The following is a 26,312-nucleotide window of genomic DNA, read 5'->3' on the forward strand; positions in this document are numbered from 1 at the left end:
TTAACGAGTATTCGTCCCGTTCCCCTCGATGCTAGCGGTCCGGCGCGCGCGGGTTGACCCTGGCCGCCACTACCAACCGGTAACCTGTCGCGGGTGACCAGGCTGCTCAGGAACCCGCGTATCGTCGCGCTGCTCGCCGGGGTGGGCGCGCTCTGCGCCGCCGCGCTGCTGGTTCCGCTGCCCGGTCCCGCGCGCATCCAGGAGTGGGCGGGGACGGCCGGTCCGTGGTTGCCGGTGCTGTTCTTCGTGGTGTACGCGCTGGTCGCGGTCGCACCCGTCCCCCGGACCGTGCTCACGGTGAGCTGCGGGGTGTTGTTCGGGTCGCTGCTGGGTGTGATCGTCGCGCTCGCGGCGACCACGGTGGCGGCGGCATTGGCGTTCCAGCTCGTGCGGGCGCTGGACCGCAACAAGGTCGCCTCCCGCATCCGGCACCCGGCGGTCACGGCGATCGACGACCGGTTGCGCCGGCGCGGCTGGCTGGCCGTCGGCTCCCTGCGGATGATCTCCTTCGCCCCGTTCTCGGTGGTGAACTACTGCTGCGGACTGTCCTCCGTGCGCTTCTGGCCCTACCTCGCGGCCACCCTGGCCGGGTCCGCGCCCGGCACCATCGCCACCGTCGTCCTCGCCGACGCGCTCACCGGCGGCTCCCATCCGGCGATGCTGGTCGTCTCCGGTGTGTGCCTGGCTATCGGTTTCGCTGGGCTGCTGGTCGACGCGCGCTGGAAGCCGGAACCGGTGGAGTCCGAAACGGTTCCGGTCGCCGAACCGGTCGGCGCGCGCGACTGAGGGGCGAGGCCCGGACCTGACCGGCCGCGGTCCACGGCCCGGACGGGAGTACCGCGCACTCTCCGATTCCGGTTCGACCCGCCGCGCCGTTCGCTCAGTCCGCGCCCAGTTCGATCGGGACGGCGGTCACCTCCGTCGGTTCGCCGCCCCGCAGCAGGGTGATCGGGGTGGGGTGGCCGATGGCGTCGGCGAACAGCAGGCGCTGGAGGGATTGGGCGTCCTCGACTTTCGCACCGCCGATGTCGAGCACGACGTCGCCGCGGCGCAGGCCCGCGCGTTCGGCCGGACCGCCGCGCACCACGTCGAAGACGCGCACTCCCCCGCCTCCGGTGGGCAGCGGGGCGGGGATGCCGATCAGTCCGAGGTAGGCGCGGCGCACGCGGCCCTCGGTGCGCAGGGTGTCGATGATGTGGCGGGTGGTGGGGTCGACGGGGATCGCCAGACCCGTGCCGATGCCCGTCACCGTGGTGAGGATGCCGATCACGCGGCCCGCCGAGTCACACAGCGCGCCACCGGCATCGACGGGGTTGGGTGTGGTGTCGGTCTGGATGACGGATTCGAGAAGGCGTCCCGCGCGGCGTGAGGTCACCGGCAGCGCGCGCCCCAGCGCACCGACCACCCCCGCGCTCACGTAAGCGCCCGGACTCAACGGACTACCCACTGCGACAACCACTTGCCCGACGTCCAGACCGTCGGCGTCCCCGAATGTCGCGGCGTCGGGCGATCCGTCCCGCACCCGCAGCACCGCCAGATCCGACACCGGCTCGATGCCGATCAACTCGAACCGCGACTCGCTCCCGTCGGCGAACAGCACGTCCCCACTGGTCTCGACCCCGGCGACATGCGCCGTGGTGACGAGCACGCCGTCCGCCCACACCACCGCCGAGCCTTCGGTCCGCCGCAGCCGCACCCGCGCCACCCGCGGCGCCACCTCCGCGGCCACCCCGATCACCGCGCGCGAATACGCATCCCGCTCGACCTCGTCCACACCGACCACCTCGTCCCGCGCCGACACCAGTTTTTCCAGGATGCTCCTCAGACAGCACAGGCCGCACCGTGTTCGGGTATCCCGCAAGAGAATTCGCCCAGCCGTGTCCGACCGGAGACCAGCGAGCCGGGTCGTGTCGCGAACGGCGGCGAGGCGGTCCCGCGACCCAGATCACAGCCGTGCTACCTCCGAGGGTGCCGTAGCGGCCGGGTGTCCACCGGTACGGCTGTGGGTGTGGACCGAGTCGGCGCGGGACTTTCTTCGTGATCGGGATCTGGGCCTCGCTGGCTGGTTTCGCCGCGACGGCCGGGTCGGTGCTCGCGCGCCGCCCGCTCACGGCATCGCGTGGAATGCCGTGCACGGTGGCAAGCACGCCCGGCGGGCCGAGCGGGCGGTACTGCGGGCGCACGACATCGCCGCTCTCGCCGCCGCGGTCGTGGCGCGCTTCGCGGGAGGCAGCGCATCGGCCTTGGTTCCACGTGGTCCAGCCAGCCGATTCGATACGCGTGCCGGCATGGGCGGCGGTTCGACCGACCGAAGTGGCGAAGCGGATGCGCTGCGCACGGGGATGCCGAACGCCCGTGTGCCGCCGGACGGGTGCGGCGAGGACCAACCGCCGGAGCGCTCGGCTCCGTAGCATGTGATCGCGGCGGATCGGTCAGGCGGAGAAGGCCAGATAGCCCAGAATCATCAGCAATGGAACCAGACCCGCCGCGCACAGGGCCAGCAGTGTCCGCAGGCGGGTCCGGCGCAGTGCCAGGTGCGCGGCCAGTGCCGCCTCCACGTGGCGAACGCGGTCCTGCACGCCCTGCGCGCGGGCGTCGGCCGCCTCGATCGCCGCGAGCAAGGCGGCGACGGGCGCGCCGAGTTCATCGGCGTGCACCGCGCGCAGGTGGCGCGCCGCACGGGCGAGCCCGCGCTGGGTTTCGCGCACTTGCGCCACCGTGCGCTCAGCACGGTCCAGACGCGCGGAAACGTCGCGCAGCGCACCCGCGCCACCGGAGAGCCCGCCGACCAGCCCGGCCAGCGCGTCCACGTCGTCCGCCGCGTGGGCGACGACCCGCTCGGATGTCTCGTTCAGCGCGCGCAGCAGCGCGTACAGCACGCCGTGCGGGGAGCGGGTGAGCGCGGGCGTGCGCGCCATCTCGGCCACGGCGGCGTCGAACGGGACGAACGGCTCGGCGGGCTGACGCGTGACGACGAAATCGGCCCCGAGGGCGAGCACGACCCGCGCGTCCACCAAACTTTCACCGCGCGGATACCGGAACGTCACCGGGAAGTAGGCGAAACCGCCGCTCTCCCAAGGCTCGTCGGCCACGGGCGGGAAGTCGACGCCGAGGCGCTCGCGCAATACCGCGGCGGTGTTCTCGTCGGCCTCCGGCAGCGGAATCCAGTGCAGGCCGAGCACTTCGGTGTCGAAGCGGTCGACCGGAAGGCTGAGCGAGCCGGACATGGGTGGGCGCTCCCGTGGGCTGTCGGACGAGGGGGCTGCGCGCGTCGCGCCACCGTCCATTAGTAGCCCGCGACTCCCGCCGCGTCAACGTGACCACGCCGACCGTATTGCCCAGCACCGCAACGGGATCGGCACGGGCGCACCGACCCGGCGATTCAGCCCGCGGTGGTGAGCCCGCACAGGAAATCGGAGCGCACGTGCGCGCCGTCGAGGAACTCGGCGCCGGTCAGCCCGAGGCGGCTGGTCACCAACTCCATGGCCATGCGCAGCACCTCCGCCTCGGTGGGGGCGACGACCTGCGACTGCTCGAGCCGGGTCTCGCGCTCCACCCGCACCCGGCAGCGCCAGCCCGCCCGCTCCGGGAACTGCGCGGGGCGCCCGATCGTCACCGACACCTGCGTGCCCTCGCGCTGGAACTCCTTGACCGCGATCTGGTCCTCCCGCAACGCGCCCGGCGGAGTCACGCCGGGCACGCGGGCAGGCAACGCCGCAGCTACGGGCCGGTACTGCATCGAAGTCTCCCGGATTCGTCGGTTCGGTCGCGCGCTGTTCTCAGCGACGCCCAGAACCGTAGTCGGACACATCGGACTCTGCAACTTTTCAGCAAATCATCGCGCGCCGGGTCGTGAGACCCCGCTCACCTGGTCACCTACCCACCCCGAGCGCATTCGAACGTGCGGAGACGCAGAACGCCCCGCTACCCGGGATCGGGTGGCGGGGCGTGCCGAGGATGTCGTCAGCGCCGGTAGTTCTCCGGCGGCTGCCACGGCCGTCCGTGCGGGTCGTCCGGACGGTAGCCCGGCTGCTGCTGCGGGGGTTGCTGCTGTTGCGGCGGGTAGGGCTGCTGCGGTTGCGGCGGCGCCGGCTCCGCGGGCGGGGCCGGGGGCTTCTCCAGATCGCGCGGGCGCGCCGGCGGCGTGGGGGTGAGCGGGGCCAGCCCCTCGACCGGCGTCCGGGCGCTGGCCTCGGCGGCGCGAACGGCGCGTTCGATGGTCGGGTCGGGCGCGGTGTCGAACCAGTCCGCCACATCCGAGTCGTCCTCCACCTTCACCGGCGGGACGTCCTCCTGCGGAGGCTCGTAGCGGAACACGCCGTCCTCGCCCTGCGTGGCGAAGTTCTTGGCGAACCCTTCCAGGGCCTTGCCGAAATCGCTGGGCACCAGCCACACCTTGTTGGCATCGCCGCGCGCCACCATCGGCAGCGTCTGCATGTACTGGTAGGCCAGCAGTTCCGGCGTCGGCTTGCCGGATTTGATTGCGGCGAACACCTTTTCGATGGCCTTCGCCTGACCTTGCGCCTGCAGGTAGGCGGCGGCGCGCTCACCCTGGGCCCGCAGGATGCGGCTCTGGCGCTCGCCCTCGGCGGACAGGATCGCCGACTGCTTGGCGCCCTCGGCGGAGAGGATTTGCGCCTGCTTGGCGCCCTCGGCCGTCTTGATCTGCGATTCGCGCGTGCCCTCGGCGGTGAGGATCATGGCGCGCTTCTCGCGGTCGGCCTTCATCTGCTTCTCCATCGACTCCTGGATCGACGGGGGCGGATCGATGGCCTTGAGCTCGACCCGCGCCACGCGCAGGCCCCAGCGACCGGTGGCCTCGTCCAGGACGCCGCGCAGCTGGCTGTTGATCTGGTCGCGGGAGGTGAGCGTCTCCTCGAGCGTCATGCCGCCGACCACGTTGCGCAGGGTAGTGACGGTGAGCTGCTCCACGGCGGCGATGTAGTTGCTGATCTCGTAGACCGCGGCCTGCGGACTGGTGACCTGGAAATACACCACCGAATCGATCTGCAAGGTCAGGTTGTCCTGGGTGATCACCGGCTGCGGCGGGAACGACACCACGCGCTCGCGCAGGTCCACCTTCGCGCGGATGCGGTCGGCGAACGGCACCAGGAACGTCAGCTGCCCGGACACGGTGCGTGAGTACCGGCCGAGCCGCTCGATCACCGCGGCCTCGGCCTGCGGCACCAGCGCGATCGACTTGAACACCACCACCACGACCAGCAGCACCAGTACGGCGGCGACGATCAGTACAGCCATCAAGGCCCCTTCCAGACGACGGCCGTCGCGCCGTCGATCCTCATCACGTACACGGTCACACCCGGCTCGTACACCTCGTCCGGGTTCATCGGCCGCGCGGTCCACTCCTCGCCGCCGAGCTTCACCCGGCCCGAATGCGCGGCGACCTCTTCCAGCACCAGCGCCGACTTACCTTGCAGCGCATCGACATTCGTGGGCACGGCGGGCGGCAGGCTGTAGCGGCGCCGCAGGATCGGGCGCACCCCCAGCATCAGCACGGCGGTGATCACCGCGAACACGATCGCGTCCACGACCAGCGAGGTGTCCGCCGCCGCGCTCACACCGGCGGTGCCGAGGGCGGCGATGCCGATCATGAGCAGCGTGAGGTCACCGGTGAGCATCTCCGCCGCCGCGAGCAGAATTCCCGCGACCAGCCAAAAAATAGCGGCCACACCCCCACTCTAACCGTCCGGAGTTGATCTCGGGCCGCTCTCGGGCGACGGCGCGGCGCCCCGGGGCCGCAGGTTCGGCGAAACGCGGCGTCGCAACCGCGAAATCGCCCTGCCACCCGGTAGTTTCGAGCGGGTGGGTACGCGTGACATGTACGGCGGTGACATCTACTCCGGGCACGCCCGGTCGCGGAAACGGGTGGTGCCGACCGTGGCGGCCGACCGCGATCTCGTCGTGGAGGACGCCGCGACCGGATTCTGCGGCGCCGTGGTGGGTTTCGACCGCAGCTACGACGGCGACTTCGTGAAACTCGAGGACGGGCGCGGCGCGGTGCGGCTGTTCGCGCTGCGCGAGGCGGCGTTCCTCATCGACGGCGAACCGGTCACGCTGGTGCGGCCCGCCGTCGGCGCCCCGAAGCAGCCCGTGCGCTCGGCCTCGGGGTCCACGCGGGTGGAGGGACTGCGGGCGCGCGTCGCCAAGGCCAGCCGGATCTGGGTGGAGGGCGTGCACGACGCCGCGCTCGTCGAACGGGTGTGGGGCCACGATCTGCGCGTGGAGGGCGTGGTGGTGGAACACCTCGAGGGCCTCGACAATCTCGCCGCCCGGCTCACCGACTTCGCGCCCGGCCCCGGCAGGCGGGTGGGCGTGCTGGTGGACCACCTGGTGACCGGGTCGAAGGAAACCCAGCTCACCACCGGGCTCGGGCCGCACGTGCTGGTCACCGGTCACCCCTACGTCGACGTGTGGCAGGCGGTGCGCCCGGCCGCGCTCGGCATCGACACCTGGCCCACCGTGCCGCGCGGCGAGGACTGGAAGACCGGCGTGTGCCGCAGGCTCGGCTGGGGCACGCCGCAGGACGGCTGGCGGCGGGTGTACGACGCGGTGGGCTCGTTCCGGGACCTGGAGTCGCCGCTGATCGGCGCCGTCGAGCGGCTCATCGACTTCGTCACCGAACCGGAGTAGCCCACCGGTCCGTGCGCTCGCGCGGATCCCTCTATGCTCGAAGATTATGTGCTCCCCAAGTGCCACGCTGACGGTGTGGGCCGGCTCCTGGCTGGCCGGGAACAGCGCGCCCGACGACGTGCTGGAGGCCATGCACGCCTGGGCGCCGAGGCACACCATCGCCGCCGGTGATCCGGTCACCGGCGGGCGCACCGACCTGCCGTGGTCCTCGCGCGCGAACCTGCCCGGGAGCGGAGTCATGCCGCTGCTCAAGGTGATTCGCGAAGCGATGGCGCGGCCGGGGGCGCAGTTGCGGCTCGTGCTCCCGGTGCCGGGCGACGTGCGCGGGCTGCCGGTGGGCACGGTGTTCGCCGCCGACGCGGTGGAGGCGGGCGAGGGTCTGCTCATCGGGGTGCCCGGCGGCGAAGGGACCGGCCTGATACCGCATCTCGCCGAGGACGACGCGCTGCAGTGGACCGTGTACAGCGTGCCGATGCCGCTCGCCGCCGGGCCCGACATGTCGCTGGGCGAAGCCGAATACACGATGCGCGAGGCCGTGCGCGACGCCGCCGACGCGCTCATGAAACTGCACACCACCGCCGTCGGCGTCACCGACTCCGATCCGCGCGAACTCATCGAGGCCGAACTGGCCGACTACTCACGCCACGACTACCCCGAGTCGATCCCGTTGCGCGCCAGGCGAATTCTCGACACCGCCGACCACGTGGCCGCGATTCTCACGGTGGCGCAACGGGAACCGGCCTCCTCCCCCACCTCCGCCACCGCCATCGGCGCCCACGAAAGCCTGCTCCGCCCCCTCTGGGACGCCATCCGCGCCGCCCGCCTCGTCGCCATCCACACCGCCGCCCGCGGGCCCGCCTGACTCGCCCAGCGGCCGCCAGTCCCTGCACCGCGCGCGGATCGAACCCCTCGAACCCAGGGCGGGAACCCTCCGGATCGGTGGAACCTCGAGACGAGGCGTGCTCACCCGGCGGGCACCACCGGCGAGTAACGCCAACCACGCACCCGTATCCGGCACGGCCGACACGGAGATGTCCCGGTGACGCGGCGTGCGCCGAAAGCGGCGCACGCCGGTGACGGGTGGCGCTCAGCGCACAGCCTGCCGCCCCGGCGAACGGGAGCCGGTGCGCAGGATGCATGCGGGCGACGATCCAACAGGCGCGGCACCACCGGGAGCGCGGTCAACCCCGCAGGGCCTGCTTCCAGGGGACGCGAGAGCCGGTGTGCAGGACGCTGCGGGAGTAGATGCGGGCGGCGAGCCAGGCGACGGCGGCGCAGGCGGCGACCATGAGGGCGAGGGAGCCCGCGATCTCCCAGGGGGCGACGTCGCCGGCGGCGGTGCGGACGGGCATGACGAACGCGGAGAACGGGGGGATCCAGGCGGCGATCACGCTGAGCGGGTTGTCGGGGCTGCCGATGGCGAAGATGCTCACGAAGTAGCAGACCATGACGATCAGCATCACCGGGGTGGTGACGCCCTGGACCTCCTCCTGGCGCGACACCAGCGCACCGGCCGCCGCGTACACGAGCGCGAACAGCAGATAGCCGAGCACGAACCACACCAGCGCGCCCGCGATGACCACCGCGGCCGTCCCGCTGAGCGTGATCAACCCCGCCGCGCTGCCCGCCGCGGCGCCCACCACGCTGAGCACCACCACCTGGATGAGCGCCGCCGCGCCGATGCCGAGCACCTTGCCCCACAGCAACTGCAGCGGGCGCGCCGTGGAGAGCAGCAGCTCCACCACGCGGTTGGACTTCTCCTCCACCACGCCCATCGCCACGTACACGCCGAAGCCGAGGACGGAGATCAGCAACAGGATCAGCACGAACCACGCCATGCCGACCTTCTCGCCGCGCTGCGGATCCACCGGCTCCGCGGCCTCCACGGTGACGGTCGCGCCCGTCATCGCCGCCGCGACGGCCGCACTGTCGGCCCCCCTCGCGGCGAGCGCGCGCTCCAGCGCCACCCCGCGCACCACGCCGGTCAGCACCGACCCCAGGGCCGGGTCCAGGTCGTCCTCCACCACCGCGACCACGCCGTCCCCGTCACCCGGCAGCAGCGCCGCGTCGGCGTCGCCGTCGGTGACGCGGGCGCGGGCCTCCTCGGCGGTGAGCCCGTCGGTGACGGTCAGCTCGAGACCGGCCGCCTTCCCGGCCCCGGCCAACGGCGTCACCACGGCCGCGTCCACACCGGCGGCCGCCACGTCGAACGCGGGCTGGCCGTCGTCGCGGAGGAACAGCGAGTAGATCACCGCGGCGGCCACGATGCCGACGGCGGTGATCGCGAGGCCGAGGCGGAACGCCTTGGTGCGGGTCTGGGCGAGCAGTTCGCGGCGCGCGATGAGGCGCACGGCGCGCAGCCACGCGGTGTCCGGGGCCGTCACGAGGCCACCACCTCCCGGTAGAGCTCGGTCAGGGTCGGCCGGTGCGAGGCGAAGTGTCGCACCGGGCCCGCGGCCAGCGCGTGCCGCAGCACGGTCTGGTCGTCCACGGCGTCGTCGAGTTCGAGCACGGTGGCGGGCGGCGCACCGTCGGCCGCCCCGACGTGGCTGAGCACTCGCACGCCGGACAGCCCGCCGGCCCAGGTGGCAGGCGCGTCGGACACGGAGACCTCCAGCCTGCGGGCACCGCGCGAACGCAGCTCGGAGACGGTCCCGTCGGCCCGGATGCGGCCGGCGACGATGATGCCGACCCGGTCGCACAAGCGCTCGACCAGTTCCAGCTGGTGGCTGGAGAACATCACCGGCACGCCGGCGTCGGCCCGTTCGCGCAGCACCTCGCTCATCATGTCCACGGCCACCGGGTCGAGCCCGGAGAACGGTTCGTCCAGCACCAGCAGCGCGGGGCGGTGCACCAGCGCGGCGGCGAGCTGCACGCGCTGCTGGTTGCCGAGGCTGAGTTCTTGCAGCGGCCTGTCGAGTTTGTCGGCGATGCCGAGCCGTTCGGCCCAGCGCCGGATCTCGGCGCGCGCGTCGGCGCGGGTGAGTCCGTGCAATTCGGCCAGGAACTCGAGCTGTTCGCCGACCTGCATGCGCGGGTAGAGCCCGCGCTCCTCGGGCATGTAGCCGAAGCGCTGGCGGGCGGCGAAATCGACCGGCGCGCCGTCGAATACGACGGTGCCCGCGTCGGCGGCCAGGACGCCGAGCACGATGCGCATGGTGGTGGACTTGCCCGCGCCGTTGCTGCCGACGAAACCCAGGATCTCCCCCGGACCGACCCGCAGGCTCACGTCCTCCAGCGCGACGATCTCACCGAAATACTTACGCAGACCGTGTAATTCGAGCGCCATCCCGGCGACCTCCCCTCCGACTCGATGGTTCCGGCCCGAGAAGCACCCGCACCGGAACAGGATTCAGTTCCCGGCGGGCCTGCCCCGGGGCGGCAGGGCGCAGCAACCGACGGCGCAGGGCGTGCCGTTGCGCGTGCACCCGTGACCGGGCACGGCCCCGAGTTTGCGCGCGGGCACACCGTCGAGATGTTCGGCGACGAGTTCGGCCACCATCCGCGCGAACCGAGGATCGGGGCCGGGTGTCGCGGCCCGCGCGAACGCCACGCCCAGTTCGCCCGCCTTCTCCTTCGCCTCGTTGTCGAGATCCCAGATCACTTCGAGGTGATCGGAGACGAATCCGACCGGACACACCACCACGGCGTCCACGCCTTTGGCGGAGAGATCCTCGAGGTGGTCGACGATGTCGGGTTCGAGCCACGGCACCTGCGGCGACCCCGACCGCGACTGCCACACCAGGTCGTAGTCGCCGAAATCTGTTGCCGCCGCGCACAATCGGGCCGCGTCGGCGACCTGACGGCTGTACAGGCGAACGTCGGCGTCGGGCGCGGGGGCCGTGTCGGCCGCCACCGGGATGGAGTGCGCGGTGAACACCAGCCGCGCGCCGTCCCTGCGCTCGGCGGGCAGTTCCGCCAGCGCCGCGCGGATCGCGTCGGCGAACGCCTCGACCAGCAGCGGGTGGTCGAAGTACTGCCGCAGCTTCACCAGATCGGGCGCGCCCTCGCCGAATGCCGCACGCGCCCTGGCGATGTCCTCGTTGTACTGCGCGCAGCCGGAGTAGCCACCCCACGCCGAGGTGGTGAAGACCAGCGCCTCGCGCACACCGTCGGCGGCCATCCGCGCGACGGTCTCCTCCACCATCGGATACCAGTTGCGGTTGCCGAAGTAGACCGGCAGATCCCGTCCCGCGGTGGCGAATTCGCGCTCCACCGCGGCGATGATGTCGCGGTTGAGCGCGTTGATCGGCGAGACGCCCCCGAAGTGGAAGTAGTGCTCGGCCACTTCCTCGAGCCGTTCGCGCGGCACCCCGCGCCCGCGAGTCACGTTCTCCAGGAACGGCATCACGTCCTCGGGGCGTTCCGGGCCGCCGAACGACAGCAGCAGCAGCGCATCGACGGCCACAGTCACCTCCTCGGGAGCGATATCAGTGGACGAAGCCGTTTTCCGGGAACCAGGTGTTGTGGCTGGCGCCGCCGTCCACGTAGATGATGGAGCCGGTGGTGGCGGGCAGCCAGTCCGAGAGCAGCGCCACGATCGACTTCGCCACGGCGGTCGGATCGTCGACGTCCCAACCGATGGGCGAGGCGCCGTCCCAGTAGACGTTGAGCTGGTTCAGCTTCGCGGCGTCGTCGGTGGCGGTGCCGGCGATCGCCTTGGCGGCCAGCGTCTTGATGGGGCCCGCCGCGATGAGGTTGGAGCGCACCCGCTTGGCCTCGCCCACCTCGCGCGCGACGTAGCGGTTGACCGACTCCAGCGCCGCCTTCGCCACACCCATCCAGTTGTAGAACGGCATCGCGGTGCGCGGGTCGAAGTCCATGCCCACCAGCGAACCGCCCTCGTTCAGCACGGGCAGCACGGCGCGGGCCAGCGAGGCGTAGCTCCAGGCGGAGATCTCGAAAGCCTTGGCGGCGTCGGGGCCGGGGCCCTCGAGGAACGGCTTGGCGTCGGGACCCATCAGGGTGCGGGGCGCGAACGCGATGGAGTGCAGCACGCCGTCGATGCCCTCGGGCGCCAGCTCGCGCACCTTGTCCGCGAGTGCGGCCAGATCCTCTTCGCTGGTGACATCGAGCCCGATGGCGGGCGGGATCTCCTGCGGCAGGCGCTTGGCGATCCGGTCGATCAGCCGCAGCCGCTCCGGGATACCGGTGATGAGCACCTTGGCACCCTGCTCCTGCGCCACCCGCGCCGCGTGGAACGCGATGGAGGAGTCGGTGATGATGCCGGTGATGAGGATGGTCTTGCCTTCGAGCAATCCGCCCATGAGTTTCTCGGTTCTCCTGAAAGTCGTGAGTGCAGGTGACGGCGGGACTAGTGGCCCATGCCCATGCCGCCGTCGACGGGCAGGATCGCGCCGTTGATGTAGGAGGCGTCGTCGGAGGCCAGGAAGCTGATGGCGGCGGCCACTTCCTTCGGATCACCCACGCGGCGCGCCGGGATCACCTTGAGCACCAGTTCCTTGAGCTCCTCGTTGGCCTCTTCCCGGGTCATGTCGGTGTCGATGAAGCCGGGGGCGACCACGTTCGCGGTGATGTTGCGGTTGCCGATCTCGCGGGTGAGCGCGCGGGCCATGCCGATCAGGCCCGCCTTGGACGCGGAGTAGTTGACCTGGCCCGGGCCGCCGAAGGTGCCCATCACCGAGCCGAGGAAGATGAGGCGACCGAACTTGCCGCGGATCATGGCGCGGCTGGCGCGCTTGGCACAGCGGAACGCGCCGGTCAGGTTGGCGTCGATGACGCGGCTGAACTGCTCCTCGCTCATGCGCATGACCAGCGTGTTGTCCACGATGCCCGCGTTGGCCACCAACACCTCGACCGGACCCTGGTGGGCTTCCACCTCGGCGAACGCCTGCTCGACCGAATCCATATCGGTGACATCGCACTTCACGCCGAACAGCCCGTCCGGCGCCCCCGATCCGCGATGGGTCACGGCCACCTTGTGACCGTCCGCCGCCAGCCGCTGCGCGACCGCCAGTCCGATGCCGCGATTGCCGCCGGTCACCAGGACCGAGCGCGATGTGATGTTCGACATGAGCACCAACCTATCTGTTCGAGTTCGTCCGCCCGCGCACGGGCTCTCCACGTCGCAGCAGCGTACGCGGGCCGCTAGGGCAGCCGTTGACGATAGAGCAATCCGGTCACGATGCCCGCGGCCACGACGAGCATGCCCATCAGCAGCCACGGTCTGCTGGCGTCGCCGCGGGTGGTCTCGTAGCCGATCTGCTCCTCGAGGGTGTCGTAGACGGCGTTGAGTTCCTCCAGGCTGGAGGCGGTGTAGAACTCGCCGCCGGACAGGGTCGCGATCTCGCGCAGCGACTCGTTGTCGACGGGCACCTTCACCCGCTGCGGGTTGCCGCCGTCGGGGTCCGGGATCTCCACCGAACCCCAGTCGGTGCCGAAGGAGATGGTGGAGACCGGGATGCCCTTCTGCTTGGCCAGCCGGGCCGCGGTGAACGCGTGCCGCGGGTTCTCCACGTCGGTGTCGTCGGGGACGGTCTGCTTACCGTCCGACATGAGCACCACCCGGGCGGGGGGTGGGGTCTCCGCGCCGCCGAGCACGGTGGCGAGCGTGTCGATGGACTGCAACGCCGTGAGGATGCCCTCGCCGGTGGCGGTGCGCTCGGCCAGTTTGATGTTGTCGATGGCCGCCTTCACCGATTCGCGATTCGTGGTGGGCGACACCATGACCGACGCGGTGCCCGCGTAGGTGACGAACCCCAGATTGATGCCCTGGGTGAGGCCGTCGACGAATTTCTTGCCCGCCTCCTGTGCCACCTGCAGGCGGCTCGGCGACACGTCGGTGGCCTCCATCGACAGCGACACATCCATCACCAGCACGACGGTCGCGCGGTTGCGCGGCACCTTCTGCACCGAGGTGGGACCGGCGGCGGCGATGGTCAGCAGCACCAAGCCGACCAGCATCAGCGCGATCGGCGCGTGGCGCATCGGGTTCGGCCGCGCCGGGGCGACCTTCTCCAGCACCGACATGTTGGAGAACCGCAGCATCTGCTTGTGCCTGCTGCGCTGCACCAGCACGTAGCCGAGCGCGAGAAGCAGGACGACGACCAGGAAACCGAGCCAGACCAACGCGGTGAAATGGGAAATACTCACTGGCGAGGCACCCGCCCGCTCGGGGCGCCGAAGCTGTGGCGCCGGGTGGACACGAACCGGACCACGTCGGCGATCCAGTCCCGATCGGTCCGCAACGACAGCACCGGCGCGCCGCAGCCGCGCAGCGCCTGCTCGACCTGCGCGCGGTGCTCGCGCGCGGCGGCGGCGAAATCGGCGCGCAGCGTGGGCGTCACGCTGAACTCGCGGGTGCGGCCGCTCTCCGGATCGTGCAGCACGACGTCGCCGACGTCGGGCAGTTCCAGGTCGCGGGGATCGAGGACCTCGACGGCCAGCAGATCGTGACGCGCGGAGATCGCGCGCAGCGAACGCTGCCAGTCGATGTCGCCGAGGAAGTCGCTGATGATCACGGCGAGACCGCGTTTGCGCTGCGGTCGGCGCAGCGATTCGATCGCCGAGCGCAGATCGCCACGCACGCCGTCGCGGGCGTGCGGGGTGGTCGCGATGCCGCGCAGCAGGGTCTGCGCGTGAATCCGCCCGCTGCGCGCGGGAATTCGGACCAGCTGCTCGCCGGTGGCGACGACGGCGCCGATGCGGTTGCCGCCGCCGCTGGTGAGATGGGTGACGGCCGCGGCGGCCGCGATGGCCAGATCGCGCTTCTGGCACGCGGCGGTGCCGAAGTCGAGGCTGGCCGACAGGTCGACCACCATCCACGTCTCCAGCTCGCGGTCGGCGATCATCTGCCGCACGTGCGGATGGGTGGTGCGGGCGGTCACCGACCAGTCCATCTGGCGCACGTCGTCGCCGGGCTGGTACATCCGCGACTCGCCCGGCTCGGAGCCGGGGCCGGGGATCAGGCCCAGGTGGTCGCCGTGCAGCACGCCGTCCAGGCGCCTGCGGACGGTGAGTTCGAGGGTCTTCAGCGCCGCCGACAGCCGCGGATCGGTCAGCTCGCCCGCGCGGAACGAGGGCGGTGCGTGCGATGTCCTGCTGTTCACTCGGGGAACCTCGGGCCCTGCCGACGCGGAGGTCACTTGGGCTGGTTGTTGCCGACGGCCGGAGCCATCTGCGGCTGCGCGCCCTGGCCCTGCGGCTGCGGCGGCTGCGGAATATGCGACTGCTGCTGCGGCGGCTGCGGCACGCCGGGCGCCGGCACGGGACGCTCACCCGAGGGCACCGCCTGCGGGGCGACCTGCGGCAGGCCGACGGTCTGCAGCACGCGCCGGATCACCTCCTCGGGGGTGACCTCGTCGGCGAGCGCGTCGTAGGACAGCACCAGGCGGTGGCGCAGCACGTCGGGGATCACCTCGACCACGTCCTGGGGCACCACGTAGTCGCGGCCGCGGATCAGCGCGACGGCGCGGGCGGCGGCGATGATGCCGAGGCTGGCGCGCGGCGAGGCGCCGTAGGCGATCCACCCCGCGACGTCGTTCAGGCCGAAGTCCTGCGGCTTGCGGGTCGCGGCGATCACCCGGACCACGTAGTCGACCAGCGCGTGGTGCACGAAGGTGTTCGCGGCGACCTTCTGCAGGCGGATGATGTCCTCGGGCGAGAGCACCGGCTTGGCCTCCGGCGGCGTGACGCCCATCCGGTAGATGATCTCGCGCTCCTCCTCGACCGAGGGGTAGTCCACGACCACCTTGAACAGGAAGCGGTCGCGCTGCGCCTCGGGCAGCGGGTACACGCCCTCGCTCTCGATCGGGTTCTGCGTCGCCATGACCAGGAACGGGTCGGGCATCGGGTAGGTCTTGCCGCCGATGGAGACGTGCCGCTCGGCCATCACCTCGAGCAGCGCGGACTGCACCTTGGCGGGCGCGCGGTTGATCTCGTCGGCGAGCACGAAATTCGCCACCACCGGGCCGAGTTCGGTGTCGAACTGCTCGCGGCCCTGCCGGTAGATCCGGGTGCCGATGAGGTCGGTGGGCACCAGGTCGGGCGTGAACTGCACGCGCGAGAACGAGCCGCCGACGACCTTGGCGAAGGTCTCCACCGCGAGCGTCTTGGCGATGCCGGGCACGCCTTCGAGCAGCACGTGACCGCGCGCGAGAACGCCGACCAGCAGCCGTTCCACCAGCCGGTCCTGGCCCACGATCACCCGTTTGACCTCGAAGATCGCCTTCTCCAGGGTCGCGACGTCGCGTTCCAGCGAGCCCGGCGCCTTTTCCGGCGCGTCCTTGGCCAATTCCGGCCCGCTCACTTTGTCCGTCGAAGTCACCAACATCCCCGCTTTCGCCTCGGTATCGGTCGTGCTGGCCCCAACTATTCCAGGTAATCGCGCGGGATGCCGCAACCGGCTCCGGTATCAGCGCAATTCGCGCGTTCGGACGGGCGCGCGGGGCGACACGCCGACGTCCGCGACGACGCGGGGGCGTGTCCTTTCGACGTCCGATTCGCCCGGATCGTTCGGTGTCCCGGTTCAGGACACGATGCGCACGGCGTAGGGCATGATGCCGCTCTCGCGGACCGGCGACACCTTCACCACGTCACCGGACTGCGGGGCCTCCACCATCTTCCCGTTGCCCAGGTACAGCGCCACGTGCTGGCTACCGCCCGGCCCCCAGAACAGCATGTCGCCGCGCATCCGCTCGCCCACCGGCACGCGGGTGCCCGCGTTGTACTGGTAGCCGCTGTAGTGCGGGAGCGAGACGCCGATGCCCGCGAACGCGTACAGCATCAGGCCGGAGCAGTCGAAGCCGATCTTGTTGTAGTCGCCGTGGCTGTCGGCCACGCCGCCGTCGCGGATGCCGAGGGTGGGACCGTCCTCGTCACCGCCGCCCCACGCGTACTGCACACCCAGTTGCGACATGGCGCGGTCCACCACGATCTCCACCGCCTCCGAACCGCGCACCGACGGCACGTCCGTCTTGGGTGTGCTGCGCGTGGGCGGGGGTGCGTCCTCGAGCTGGGTGTGCGGCCGTTTCCCGTTGCCCGCCTGGGCCGCTCGATCGCGCGCGGCCTGGTCGGCGGCGGCGCGGGCGGCGGCCGCCGCGGCGGCGGCCTGGATCGCGGCCTCCTCGGCGCGGCGCTGCTGATCCCACGACTGGTACGCCTCGCGCTGGCTCTGCAATCCGGCCACGTTCGCGCGAGCGGCGTCCAGCCGGCTCTGCGCGGCATCGCGTTCGCGCAGCAGGCTGTCGCGCTGCGCGGTCTGGCGGTCCACCTCGGCCTTGGCCTGCGCGACGGCGTGCTCGGCGTCGTCCTTCTTCTGCTGGGCCACCGCCGCGGCCGCGTCGGCCTGCGCCTTGGCCTGGCGCGCAGTCGAATTGCGGTTGCCCTGCTCGATCTGGGCGCGGCGCAGCGCGTCGAGCACCTGCCGCTGGTTCTTGGACACCAGCCCGAGCACCTGGGAGCGGTCGATGGCCGCGCCCGGTGTGGACGCGGCGAGGTAGGTGACCATGGAGCCCACGCCGGGACGGGTGTAGGCCTGGGTGGCGAAGTCGTCGAATTCATGCCGGGCGCGAACGACTTCGTCGCCGGCGACGGCCAGATCCCGCTCGGTGCTCGTGACCACGGCGGCCGCCGCGTCGACGGCGTCGCGGGCGTTCTGCAGGTCGACCAGCGCCCGGTTGACCTCCTCGCGCTTGATCGCGAGCGCGCCGTCGAGTTCCTGGAGTTGCTGGTTCACCGAGCCGACCTGGTTGATGAGCGCGCCCACCTCGCCGATGCCCGCGTCGACGCGCGCGCCCGCGTCGGCGATCTCCCCGTCGCTGGGGTTGGGGGGCGGGGGCGGCACCGAGGCGGTGGGACCGGCGGTGACGACCACCGCGACACACACCAGCAAACCCAGAGCGACCGATAGCCCGCGCCGCCCGATCCGGCCTGTTCCGCGCATCGCACCTCCAAGGACCCGAGTCCGGCTTCGCCTCACGAGCCCCGACCGCACCATCGAGCTCAGTGGTGGGCGGATAGCCCTCGACAACACTTGTTCCCCATCGGTAACCACTCGAACCGTACGACACTTCTGTCACCAAGAAAACTCCAGCAACAGAATCACACACGCGTAATTCCGCGCATTGCCGGGAATTAGCCAGATGCGCGCAGGGGATTCGGGGTTAAAACAAACCGACCGTTAGGAAAAGTGGCGAAGAGGAGACCGATTACCGGTCGACGGGGTGATTCTCGCTCGGCGGCGCGGCGTCCGACTCGGCCTTGGCGCGGCGCACCTTGACCCAGTAGAGCCCGCCCACGGCCAGCGCGGTGCCCGCCAGCAACACCGAGGTGATCGCGGTCCAGGACACCATGTCCGACTCCTCGAGGCGGTCCACGAAGATCCGCGCGGCCGCCACCGAATCGCCCTGCTTGCTCTTGGCCGCGTCCTCGGCCCACTCGAGCTTCACCCGGCTGATGGTGTCGCTGTGCGTGCCCACCCAATCGTCGCTGAAGACCACCACGGTCCCGGGTTCGGATTTGCCGATCTCGATGGCCAGGTCCCGTAGATTGGAATCGTGTCCTGGATTCCCGGGGATCACCACGATGGTCAGCTCGAGCCCGTCGGCCCGCGCCTCGGTCACTATCGCCTCGAGCCCGGCCCGGTCCCTGCCCTCCGGTGCGGCGACGTTGGTCTGCGCGACCTCGGCCTTGATCGTCGACAGCGTGTCCGCGTCGATCGTCGGCGGCAGCTCCGCGCGCTGGGGAGTGAAAACCGAGGTGTACGTGGGCGCCATCTTCCATCCGGTCTGTCGAGCCGCGTCGGCGGACATTCAACACTGCAGGGTGAGCTGAGTTCGACCCTGAGCCAGCTCGGAAGCACAGTACGCGACCCGGGCCCGCGGCACCGACCCCCGCCACGCCGAACGCCCCCCGCGCGTTTCACAGGACAAGCGTACTGTTAGAGTCGAGGCGCGAGGAACCGGCGCTCTTGCGGCGCCGGGGCCCCTCCAAGGACTCGAGCCATCGGCACAGCCCCGCCGATGGCCAACCCTCACAGACGAGTGGAGCTGACGTGACGACAAGTATCGATACTTTCGGCGCCAAGGGCACCCTCGAGGTCGGAAGCAACTCCTACGAGATCTTCCGTCTCTCGGCCGTGCCCGGCACCGAGAAACTCCCCTACGCACTGAAGGTCCTCGCGGAGAACCTGCTCCGCACCGAGGACGGCGCCAACATCACCGCCGATCACATCCGTGCCATCGCCAATTGGGATCCCTCGGCCCAGCCGAGCATCGAGATCCAGTTCACCCCGGCCCGCGTGATCATGCAGGACTTCACCGGAGTGCCCTGTGTCGTCGATCTCGCCACCATGCGCGAGGCCGTCACCACCCTCGGCGGCGACCCGAACAAGGTCAACCCGCTCTCGCCCGCCGACATGGTCATCGACCACTCGGTCATCCTGGACGTCTTCGGCCGCGCCGACGCCCTCGAGCGCAACGTCGACCTCGAGTACGAGCGCAACGGCGAGCGTTACCAGTTCCTGCGCTGGGGCCAGGGCGCGTTCGACGACTTCAAGGTCGTCCCCCCGGGCATGGGCATCGTGCACCAGGTCAACATCGAGTACCTGGCGCCCACCGTCATGGTCCGCAAGGGCCAGGCCTACCCCGACACCTGCGTCGGCACCGACTCGCACACCACCATGGTCAACGGCCTGGGCGTGCTGGGCTGGGGCGTCGGCGGCATCGAGGCCGAGGCGGCGATGCTGGGCCAGCCCGTCTCCATGCTCATCCCGCGCGTGGTCGGCTTCAAGCTGACCGGTGAGATCCAGCCCGGCGTGACCGCCACCGACGTGGTGCTCACCGTCACCGACATGCTGCGCAAGCACGGTGTGGTGGGCAAGTTCGTCGAGTTCTACGGCAAGGGCGTCGCCGAGGTGCCGCTGGCCAACCGCGCCACCCTGGGCAACATGAGCCCCGAATTCGGCTCCACCGCGGCGATCTTCCCGATCGACGCCGAGACCGTGAACTACCTGCGCCTCACCGGCCGCACCGACGAGCAGCTCGCGCTGGTCGAGGCGTACGCCAAGGAGCAGGGCATGTGGCACGACCCGGACAACGAGCCCGCCTACTCCGAGTACCTCGAGCTGGACCTGAGCACCGTGGTGCCCTCCATCGCCGGCCCGAAGCGCCCGCAGGACCGCATCCTGCTCAGCGAGTCGAAGATCGCCTTCCGCAAGGACATCCACAACTACACCTCCGACGCCGAGGGCGGCGCGGCCGCCGACACCCCGCACTCGAACCTGGACGAGGCCATCGAGGAATCCTTCCCGGCCAGCGATCCCGCCGTGCTGTCCTTCGCCGACGACGACGCCGTCATCGTGCACTCGGCCGCGAACGGCGCCGAGGGCCGCCCGACCAAGCCGGTCCGGGTGCGGTCGGAGGAGCGCGGCGAGTTCGTGCTCGACCACGGCGCCGTCGTGGTCGCGGGCATCACCTCCTGCACCAACACCTCCAACCCGTCGGTCATGATCGGCGCGGCGCTGCTGGCCCGCAACGCGGTCGAGAAGGGCCTGTCGTCCAAGCCGTGGGTGAAGACCAACATGGCGCCGGGCTCGCAGGTCGTCAACGACTACTACGAGAAGGCCGGCCTGTGGCCGTACCTGGAGAAGCTGGGCTTCTACCTGGGCGGTTTCGGCTGCACCACCTGCATCGGCAACACCGGCCCGCTGCCGGAGGAGATCTCCAAGGCGGTCAACGACAACGACCTGTCGGTCACCGCGGTGCTCTCGGGCAACCGCAACTTCGAGGGCCGCATCTCCCCCGACGTGAAGATGAACTACCTGGCCTCGCCGCCGCTGGTCATCGCCTACGCGCTCGCGGGCACCATGGACTTCGACTTCGAGACCGACCCGCTGGGCAAGGACACCGAGGGCAACGACGTCTACCTGCGCGACATCTGGCCCTCGCCGCAGGAGATCGACGACACCATCAAGTCGGCGATCAGCCAGGACATGTTCCGCAAGTCCTACGCCGACGTGTTCAAGGGCGACCACCGCTGGCAGAACCTGGCCACCCCGGAGGGCGACACCTTCGCGTGGGACGAGAACTCGACCTACGTGCGCAAGGCGCCGTACTTCGACGGCATGCAGCTCGAGCCGTCGCCGGTGTCCGACATCAAGGGCGCGCGCGTGCTGGCGCTGCTGGGCGACTCGGTCACCACCGACCACATCAGCCCGGCGGGCCCGATCAAGCCCGGCACGCCGGCCGCGCAGTACCTGGACTCGCACGGCGTGGAGCGCAAGGACTACAACTCGCTGGGTTCGCGGCGCGGTAACCACGAGGTCATGATCCGCGGCACCTTCGCCAATATCCGGCTGCGCAACCAGCTGCTCGACGACGTCTCGGGTGGTTACACCCGCGACTTCACCCAGCCCGGCGGTCCGCAGGCGTTCATCTACGACGCCTCGCAGAACTACCAGAAGGCCGGCATTCCGCTGGTCGTGCTGGGCGGCAAGGAGTACGGTTCGGGCTCCTCGCGTGACTGGGCCGCCAAGGGCACCCGCCTGCTGGGCGTGAAGGCCGTCATCACCGAGTCGTTCGAGCGCATCCACCGCTCCAACCTGATCGGCATGGGCGTCATCCCGCTGCAGTTCCCGGCGGGCGAGTCGGCCAAGTCGCTGGGCCTGGACGGCACCGAGACCTTCGACATCGAGGGCATCACCAAGCTCAACGAGGGTGTGACCCCGAAGACGCTGAAGGTCACCGCCACCAAGGAGAGCGGCGAGGTCATCACCTTCGACGCGGTGGTCCGCATCGACACCCCCGGTGAGGCCGACTACTACCGCAACGACGGCATCCTGCAGTACGTGCTGCGCAACATGATCCGCAGCTGACGTGTCCCGGTTCCCGTGCGCGGGAACCGGGTCCGTCGCGGAGCATGTGGTCGGCCGCGCGTGGCCGATCGTCCGAGGGTCCGCGCACCGCACGTTTCGCGGTGCGCGGACCTGTCCGCATTGCCCGTTTCGCCCTCGCCGAGGAGCCTCAGCCCCCATGCCCAAGGTCAGCGACGACCATCTCGCCGCCCGACGAAGTCAGATACTCGACGGGGCCCGGCGCTGCTTCGCCGAATACGGCTACGACGGCGCGACGGTGCGCCGCCTCGAAGAAGCCATCGGCCTGTCGCGCGGCGCCATCTTCCACCACTTCCGCGACAAGGACGCGCTGTTCCTGGCCTTGGCCCAAGAGGACGCCGAGCGCATGGCCGATGTCGCGGCCAATCAGGGTCTGGTGCAGGTCATGCGGGACATGCTCGCCGACCCCGACCAATTCAATTGGCTCGGTACGCGTTTGGAGATCGCACGCCGCCTGCGCACCGACCCCGACTTCCGCGCCGGCTGGACCCAGCGCTCCGCCGACCTCACCGCCGCCACCCTCGCCCGCCTCGAGCGCCGCAAGGCCGCGGGCGCCCTGCGCGACGACGTCCCCACCGACGTCCTGCTCGGCTACCTCGACCTCGTCCTCGACGGCCTCATCGCCCGCATCGCCTCCGGCCACACCAACGAAAACCTCTCCGCCGTCCTGGATCTCGTCGAAGCCTCGGTCCGCCGCAAGGATTGAACGTGCGCGCCCGGCGCGTCCCGGTAACAGGCGCTTCGCCTCGCGCGACTGGGTTGATATCTCCGCCGATTCGAATCCCGACGCCTTGTGCACCGATCGGCGACGTCCCGCCGAGACACGCCGCGACCGTCGTCCGGCACGCAGAGAGGCCGCCCATGACCGACGCACCGCCGACCGTCGACGCTCCGGCGGAATGGCGACTGGACCCGCCCGACGAACTCGCCGTGCGCGGGTTGCAGATCCGGATGATGCGCGCCGACGTGGCGGCGACACGCAAAGGCAAGGCCGCCGAACGTAAGTCGGCGGTGCTGGACGAATTCGCCTCGGCCTTCACCGCATTGCGTGACGCACCCACCCCGGCGGCGGACGAGAACGCCGCACCGCTCGATCTCGACGCCATTCTGGGGGACGTCACCGCACTGGCGACGCGGATCACCGAACGCCCGCGCGCGGTCTCCGCGCTGATCGAACTGATGGTGTTCACGCCCTGGCCGGACGGGATCACCTGGGATTCCGGGGCCCGCAAATCCGCGCTGGACGAGGCCGCCCGCGACCTTGCCGGGTTGGCGCCCGGCGATCTCGCGGCCCTCACCCGCGAATTCGACGCCGTCATGAAACAGTTGCGGCGCAAGTCGATCCGGTGGGGACGGGTCGCGGCGGTGACCGTCGTCGGCTTGGGAGCGGGCGTCATGACCGGCGGGATGGCGGCGCCGGCGATCGGCGCCGCCGTCGGCGGCACGCTCGGGCTCAGCGGCGCCGCCGCGACCTCCGCCGGACTCGCCGCGCTGGGCGGCGGATCACTCGCGGCGGGCGGTTTCGGCGTCGCGGGCGGCACCGCGCTGGTGACCGGTGTCAGCGGGCTGACCGCCGCCGGTGTGGCGGGCGCGAGCGCCCGGTACAGCCGCTTCGGCAGCGGCACCCTCGCCCTCGACGCGGTGAAGATCGCGCTGGCCGCCCGGCTGCTCGCCGCCGAGGACGCCGACCGCGATCAGAAACTGCGGCGGATCGTGGAGAGCCTGCAGCAGACCGCGAACCACCTCGCGGAGAAGACGAATCTGCTCACCGAGCGGATCGCCGAGTTGAAGGAACAGAACCGCGCGCTGTCCGACGACAACAATAGCCTGCGCGCGGCGGTGACGCGGCTGCGCACCGAGCTGATCGACGCCAGGGCCGACACCAAGCGGCTGCGCGCGGAACTCGAAGCGGCGCAACGGGATCGGGCGACGGTCGACGTTGTTCTCGACCGGCTGCCGTCGGTGGCGGCCGGCGAATGAGCGACGACGCCGACCGCAACCTCGACGCGCTCGCCCGCCGCCTGGCCGACGTCGACCGCGCCGTCGACGCCGCGCTCGGTGACGATCCGGTCGCGGCGTCCCTCCAGGTCTCCCCGCACCGCCTGTCCTATGACGAACTCACCGCCTTCAACGACGAATTGCGCGAGCGCTCGGGATGGACCGGGGTGGATCCCGAAGCCGGACTCACTCCGGAACACCGCGAGGCCCTGGCGGCGTGGCGGGAGCGGCACCGCCTGCGGTGGACGGACCGCGACCTGGCGATCGTCGGCGTCGCGGGGCTGGTCGGCGCGCTGTCGGTCTGGTTCGACTCGTCGATCGACGGCGGCGTGCGCACCGGATTCGGCAAGCTCGAGGCGACCGACCGCGTGAGCCGGTGGAGGAAGGCGGGCGAACGGCTGCCCATCGACTTCATGGGTGCCGGATTCGGCGGCCGGACCCATCGCATCAAATCCGGCGGACATGATCTGCTGCGCGTCTTCAGTTCCCTGCGGTCGATCGTCGACGGCGAATTCCACGGCAAGAGAAGAGAATCCGGCCGCAAGGTGGACTTCTCCGAGGGCGGGAGATTCGATGAGGTCGACGGGTGGGCCGACGCCGCGGGCCGGCTCATGCGCCATCTCGCGGCCGACTTCCTCACGCCCATGAGCCTGCCCGTCCCCGGTACGAGCTGGCTCTACGACAGCGACGACGAGCGGGTCGAGCAGTTCGCCCTGCATGCGTACTCTGGGCTGCGCGCGGGCGAAGGGTGGAATCTGCGCAGCGCGACGGTCGGCCCCGGCTTCACCGCGCTCCTGACCGAGGTGATCGTGCGCACCCACGTCGCAGCGGAGGCGTACGAGCATACCGGCGCCCTGTCCGCGCCCACCCGAGCACAGCGGCGCAAACGCACGGAGCTGCTGCTCGCCGCGCACACGCTGGTCGGCGCCGTCTCGCTGGGCAAGACGGCCGCGCGCTTGGTCGCGATGCCCGGCGCGCACGGACGCCCGCACCCGGCGGCGATCCGGCACCTCCAATTGCCGACCCTGATCCGCGCGGGGCACCTCGCCGTCGGCGTGGTCCGGGACGCGCGCTCCACCGACCGGTATTCGGCGCGGACCTGGGACGAACTGGTGGTCGGCTCGGCGCGGGTGTGGCAGCTGGACCTGCCCGCGGTGCTGGAGGAACGCTGCGCGCTCGACGACTGAGCGGTCACGTCAGGGTTCGCCTTCCAGAGCGGTGAGGAGTTGGCGGATCAGGCGGTCGAGGGTGTGGCGGTCGGGGGTGGAGAGGGGGGCGAGGAGGCGGGATTCGTTGGCTACGTGGGCGGTGACGACCTCGTCGACGAGGGTGCGGCCGGCGTCGGTGAGGGCGACGCGGATGGCGCGGCGGTCGGTGGCGTCAGCGGTGCGGCGGACCAGGCCCGCCGATTCGAGGCGGTCGAGGCGGCCGGTCATGCCCGCGCGGGAGAGCATGAGTGTGTCGGCCAGGACCGACGGGTTCAGTTCGTAGGGCGCACCGGAGCGGCGCAGCGCGGCGAGCACGTCGAATTCGCCGCGCTGCAAACCGTGCGCGGTGAACACGGCTTCGATCTCGCGCTGCGCGACAACCATCAGCCTGCCCAGGCGGCCGATGATCGCCATCGCCTCGAGGTCCAGGTCGGGGCGCTCGCGGCGCCACTGGGCGGCGATCGCGTCGACGGCATCCGGCTTCGATTCGGTCATGGACAGGAGTCTATTCGTCGCGATATAGTTCGGTAGCGAATTATCAATCACCGAACAATTGGAGTCGTCATGACCGCCCCCACCCGCCCCGCCGCCCTGGTCCACCCCGACGAGGCCGAGACCATCGGCACCGACACCGCTCGGGTGCGCCTGCTCCTCGACGCCGACCGCACCGGCGATTCGGTGAGCACCGTCGAGGTGATCCTGGCGCGCGGAGCCGACGGCGCCGCACCGCATTTCCACACAAAGTCCGACGAACTGTTCGTCGTCACCGAGGGCGAGATCCAGGTCCTCGCCGGCGAGGAGATCGTCACGGTCGGTGCGGGCGGCGCCCTGGTGGTCCCGAAATTCATGCCGCACGCGTTCGGCGCCACCCCCGACAGCACCGCGCGCCTGGTGATCGCCCTCATGCCGGGCGTGCGCCGCTTCGGCTACTTCCGCCTCCTGGACCGCCTGGCCCGCGGCGAGGCCACCTTCGAGGACCTGGCCGCGAGCCAGGACGAGTACGACAACCACTTCGTCGACGCCCCCGCCTGGTGGGCGGAGCGCAACGCCCACCGCGCCTGAGGCGCCGGATCATGCGCCCACCAGCCCGAATGTGGCGCACACGGCACCCGATCCGGGAACAGGCAGGCACCCGACCTCGGTTGGACCGGGTTATGAGCCACACTGTGCCGATCGTCGTCCGCGGCTACGAACTGGACACCCTGGGCCACGTGAACCAGGCCGTCTACCACCAGTACGCCGAGCACGCGCGCTGGGAACTGCTGCGCGAGGCCGGCCTCGCCGGCGACAAGCTGATCGCCGCGGGCATCGCCCCGGTGGTCCTCGAGACCACCATCAAGTACCTGCGCGAGCTGCGCGGCGGCGACGAGATCACCGTGACCACCGACTCGGAATGGACCAGCGGCAAGATCTTCCGCTTCCGCCAGAGGATCGTGAAGCTGGACGGCACCGTGTCGGCCGAGCTCGTGGTCACCGGCGGCGTCATGGATCTGACCGCGCGCAAGCTGATCGCCGACCCCGCCGAGCGCCTGCGGGCCCTCGCCGATCGCCCCGATCTGCTGGATCTGTAGCCCGCCGCCACCCCCGGGCAAGCGCTCTGGCGC

Annotated in this window: 25 protein-coding genes; 9 read left to right on the plus strand and 16 right to left on the minus strand. The window is 70.8% G+C overall.

What is annotated here, in order from left to right; all coding sequences use genetic code 11:
* The first annotated feature begins 93 nt into the window (after positions 1-93).
* Positions 94-786: a TVP38/TMEM64 family protein gene (locus DFR74_RS09845; protein WP_067511206.1), complete on the plus strand. Its 693-nt coding sequence runs from the start codon at positions 94-96 to the stop codon at positions 784-786.
* A gap of 94 nt (positions 787-880) precedes the next feature.
* Here the strand turns inward: DFR74_RS09845 and DFR74_RS09850 are convergent, their stop codons facing one another.
* The 5 genes from DFR74_RS09850 to DFR74_RS09875 form a co-directional block, all read right to left on the minus strand.
* A complete protein-coding gene (locus DFR74_RS09850) occupies positions 881-1,801 on the minus strand; it encodes a S1C family serine protease (RefSeq protein WP_232331818.1) in 921 nt (306 codons plus the stop codon).
* A gap of 631 nt (positions 1,802-2,432) precedes the next feature.
* Positions 2,433-3,227, minus strand: a complete 795-nt coding sequence (locus DFR74_RS09860; RefSeq protein WP_067511207.1) for a CorA family divalent cation transporter — start codon at positions 3,225-3,227, stop codon at positions 2,433-2,435.
* A 155-nt stretch (positions 3,228-3,382) separates the two neighbouring features.
* Positions 3,383-3,739 carry a hypothetical protein gene (locus DFR74_RS09865; RefSeq protein ID WP_228788465.1) on the minus strand — a complete coding sequence of 119 codons (357 nt, stop codon included), beginning with the start codon at positions 3,737-3,739 and terminating at the stop codon, positions 3,383-3,385.
* A 224-nt stretch (positions 3,740-3,963) separates the two neighbouring features.
* A complete protein-coding gene (locus tag DFR74_RS09870; protein ID WP_067511209.1) occupies positions 3,964-5,259 on the minus strand; it encodes an SPFH domain-containing protein in 1,296 nt (431 codons plus the stop codon).
* Complete coding sequence (locus DFR74_RS09875) at positions 5,259-5,690, minus strand: NfeD family protein (protein ID WP_067511210.1); 432 nt, start codon at positions 5,688-5,690, stop codon at positions 5,259-5,261. Before DFR74_RS09875 ends, DFR74_RS09870 begins: the two co-directional genes overlap by 1 nt.
* A 148-nt stretch (positions 5,691-5,838) precedes the next feature.
* Here DFR74_RS09875 and DFR74_RS09880 point away from each other — a divergent pair, with 148 nt between their 5' ends.
* Both DFR74_RS09880 and DFR74_RS09885 read left to right on the plus strand, forming a co-directional pair.
* The gene (locus tag DFR74_RS09880) at positions 5,839-6,651 is read left to right on the plus strand and encodes a DUF3097 domain-containing protein (protein WP_067511211.1); all 813 of its coding nucleotides are present in this window, start codon (positions 5,839-5,841) and stop codon (positions 6,649-6,651) included.
* A 46-nt stretch (positions 6,652-6,697) separates the two neighbouring features.
* The gene (locus DFR74_RS09885; protein WP_067511212.1) at positions 6,698-7,513 is read left to right on the plus strand and encodes a hypothetical protein; all 816 of its coding nucleotides are present in this window, start codon (positions 6,698-6,700) and stop codon (positions 7,511-7,513) included.
* Between the two features lie 319 nt (positions 7,514-7,832).
* Here DFR74_RS09885 and DFR74_RS09890 read toward each other — a convergent pair whose 3' ends face one another.
* The 10 genes from DFR74_RS09890 to DFR74_RS09935 form a co-directional block, all read right to left on the minus strand.
* The gene (locus tag DFR74_RS09890) at positions 7,833-9,035 is read right to left on the minus strand and encodes an ABC transporter permease (RefSeq protein WP_067511213.1); all 1,203 of its coding nucleotides are present in this window, start codon (positions 9,033-9,035) and stop codon (positions 7,833-7,835) included.
* Complete coding sequence (locus DFR74_RS09895) at positions 9,032-9,940, minus strand: ABC transporter ATP-binding protein (RefSeq protein ID WP_067511214.1); 909 nt, start codon at positions 9,938-9,940, stop codon at positions 9,032-9,034. Before DFR74_RS09895 ends, DFR74_RS09890 begins: the two co-directional genes overlap by 4 nt.
* A gap of 63 nt (positions 9,941-10,003) precedes the next feature.
* On the minus strand, positions 10,004-11,059 hold the full coding sequence (locus DFR74_RS09900) for a ferrochelatase (RefSeq protein WP_067511215.1): 1,056 nt from the start codon (positions 11,057-11,059) through the stop codon (positions 10,004-10,006).
* Between the two features lie 22 nt (positions 11,060-11,081).
* Positions 11,082-11,918, minus strand: a complete 837-nt coding sequence (gene inhA, locus DFR74_RS09905) for an NADH-dependent enoyl-ACP reductase InhA (RefSeq protein WP_067511216.1) — start codon at positions 11,916-11,918, stop codon at positions 11,082-11,084.
* A gap of 47 nt (positions 11,919-11,965) precedes the next feature.
* Positions 11,966-12,685: a 3-oxoacyl-ACP reductase FabG1 gene (gene fabG1, locus DFR74_RS09910; protein WP_067511217.1), complete on the minus strand. Its 720-nt coding sequence runs from the start codon at positions 12,683-12,685 to the stop codon at positions 11,966-11,968.
* Positions 12,686-12,759: 74 nt separating this feature from the next.
* The gene (locus DFR74_RS09915) at positions 12,760-13,764 is read right to left on the minus strand and encodes a VWA domain-containing protein (protein WP_067511218.1); all 1,005 of its coding nucleotides are present in this window, start codon (positions 13,762-13,764) and stop codon (positions 12,760-12,762) included.
* Positions 13,761-14,720, minus strand: a complete 960-nt coding sequence (locus DFR74_RS09920) for a DUF58 domain-containing protein (RefSeq protein WP_067511219.1) — start codon at positions 14,718-14,720, stop codon at positions 13,761-13,763. Before DFR74_RS09920 ends, DFR74_RS09915 begins: the two co-directional genes overlap by 4 nt.
* A 32-nt stretch (positions 14,721-14,752) precedes the next feature.
* Positions 14,753-15,943: an AAA family ATPase gene (locus DFR74_RS09925; RefSeq protein ID WP_067511220.1), complete on the minus strand. Its 1,191-nt coding sequence runs from the start codon at positions 15,941-15,943 to the stop codon at positions 14,753-14,755.
* A 195-nt stretch (positions 15,944-16,138) separates the two neighbouring features.
* Complete coding sequence (locus DFR74_RS09930) at positions 16,139-17,554, minus strand: NlpC/P60 family protein (protein WP_113975025.1); 1,416 nt, start codon at positions 17,552-17,554, stop codon at positions 16,139-16,141.
* Positions 17,555-17,819: 265 nt separating this feature from the next.
* Positions 17,820-18,386 carry an Rv1476 family membrane protein gene (locus DFR74_RS09935; protein WP_067513648.1) on the minus strand — a complete coding sequence of 189 codons (567 nt, stop codon included), beginning with the start codon at positions 18,384-18,386 and terminating at the stop codon, positions 17,820-17,822.
* A 278-nt stretch (positions 18,387-18,664) separates the two neighbouring features.
* Between DFR74_RS09935 and DFR74_RS09940 the strand changes: the two genes are divergently transcribed.
* From DFR74_RS09940 to DFR74_RS09955, 4 genes are all read left to right on the plus strand, one after another.
* Positions 18,665-21,484, plus strand: a complete 2,820-nt coding sequence (locus DFR74_RS09940) for an aconitate hydratase (RefSeq protein WP_067513642.1) — start codon at positions 18,665-18,667, stop codon at positions 21,482-21,484.
* 157 nt (positions 21,485-21,641) lie between these two features.
* Entirely contained in the window at positions 21,642-22,208 is a 567-nt protein-coding gene (locus DFR74_RS09945; RefSeq protein ID WP_067513640.1) for a TetR/AcrR family transcriptional regulator, read from the plus strand.
* 155 nt (positions 22,209-22,363) lie between these two features.
* Positions 22,364-23,482, plus strand: a complete 1,119-nt coding sequence (locus DFR74_RS09950; protein WP_067513637.1) for a cell division protein ZapB — start codon at positions 22,364-22,366, stop codon at positions 23,480-23,482.
* Positions 23,479-24,687 carry a hypothetical protein gene (locus DFR74_RS09955; RefSeq protein ID WP_067513635.1) on the plus strand — a complete coding sequence of 403 codons (1,209 nt, stop codon included), beginning with the start codon at positions 23,479-23,481 and terminating at the stop codon, positions 24,685-24,687. Before DFR74_RS09950 ends, DFR74_RS09955 begins: the two co-directional genes overlap by 4 nt.
* 9 nt (positions 24,688-24,696) lie before the next feature.
* Here DFR74_RS09955 and DFR74_RS09960 read toward each other — a convergent pair whose 3' ends face one another.
* Positions 24,697-25,203 carry a MarR family winged helix-turn-helix transcriptional regulator gene (locus tag DFR74_RS09960; protein ID WP_067513633.1) on the minus strand — a complete coding sequence of 169 codons (507 nt, stop codon included), beginning with the start codon at positions 25,201-25,203 and terminating at the stop codon, positions 24,697-24,699.
* 69 nt (positions 25,204-25,272) lie between these two features.
* On the opposite strand from DFR74_RS09960, the gene DFR74_RS09965 reads away from it, so the two are divergent.
* Complete coding sequence (locus DFR74_RS09965) at positions 25,273-25,770, plus strand: cupin domain-containing protein (RefSeq protein WP_067513631.1); 498 nt, start codon at positions 25,273-25,275, stop codon at positions 25,768-25,770.
* Positions 25,771-25,874: 104 nt separating this feature from the next.
* The gene (locus DFR74_RS09970; protein ID WP_233444437.1) at positions 25,875-26,279 is read left to right on the plus strand and encodes an acyl-CoA thioesterase; all 405 of its coding nucleotides are present in this window, start codon (positions 25,875-25,877) and stop codon (positions 26,277-26,279) included.
* The last annotated feature ends 33 nt before the right edge of the window (positions 26,280-26,312 follow it).

This window comes from Nocardia puris (assembly GCF_003315035.1).
GTDB lineage: Bacteria > Actinomycetota > Actinomycetes > Mycobacteriales > Mycobacteriaceae > Nocardia > Nocardia puris.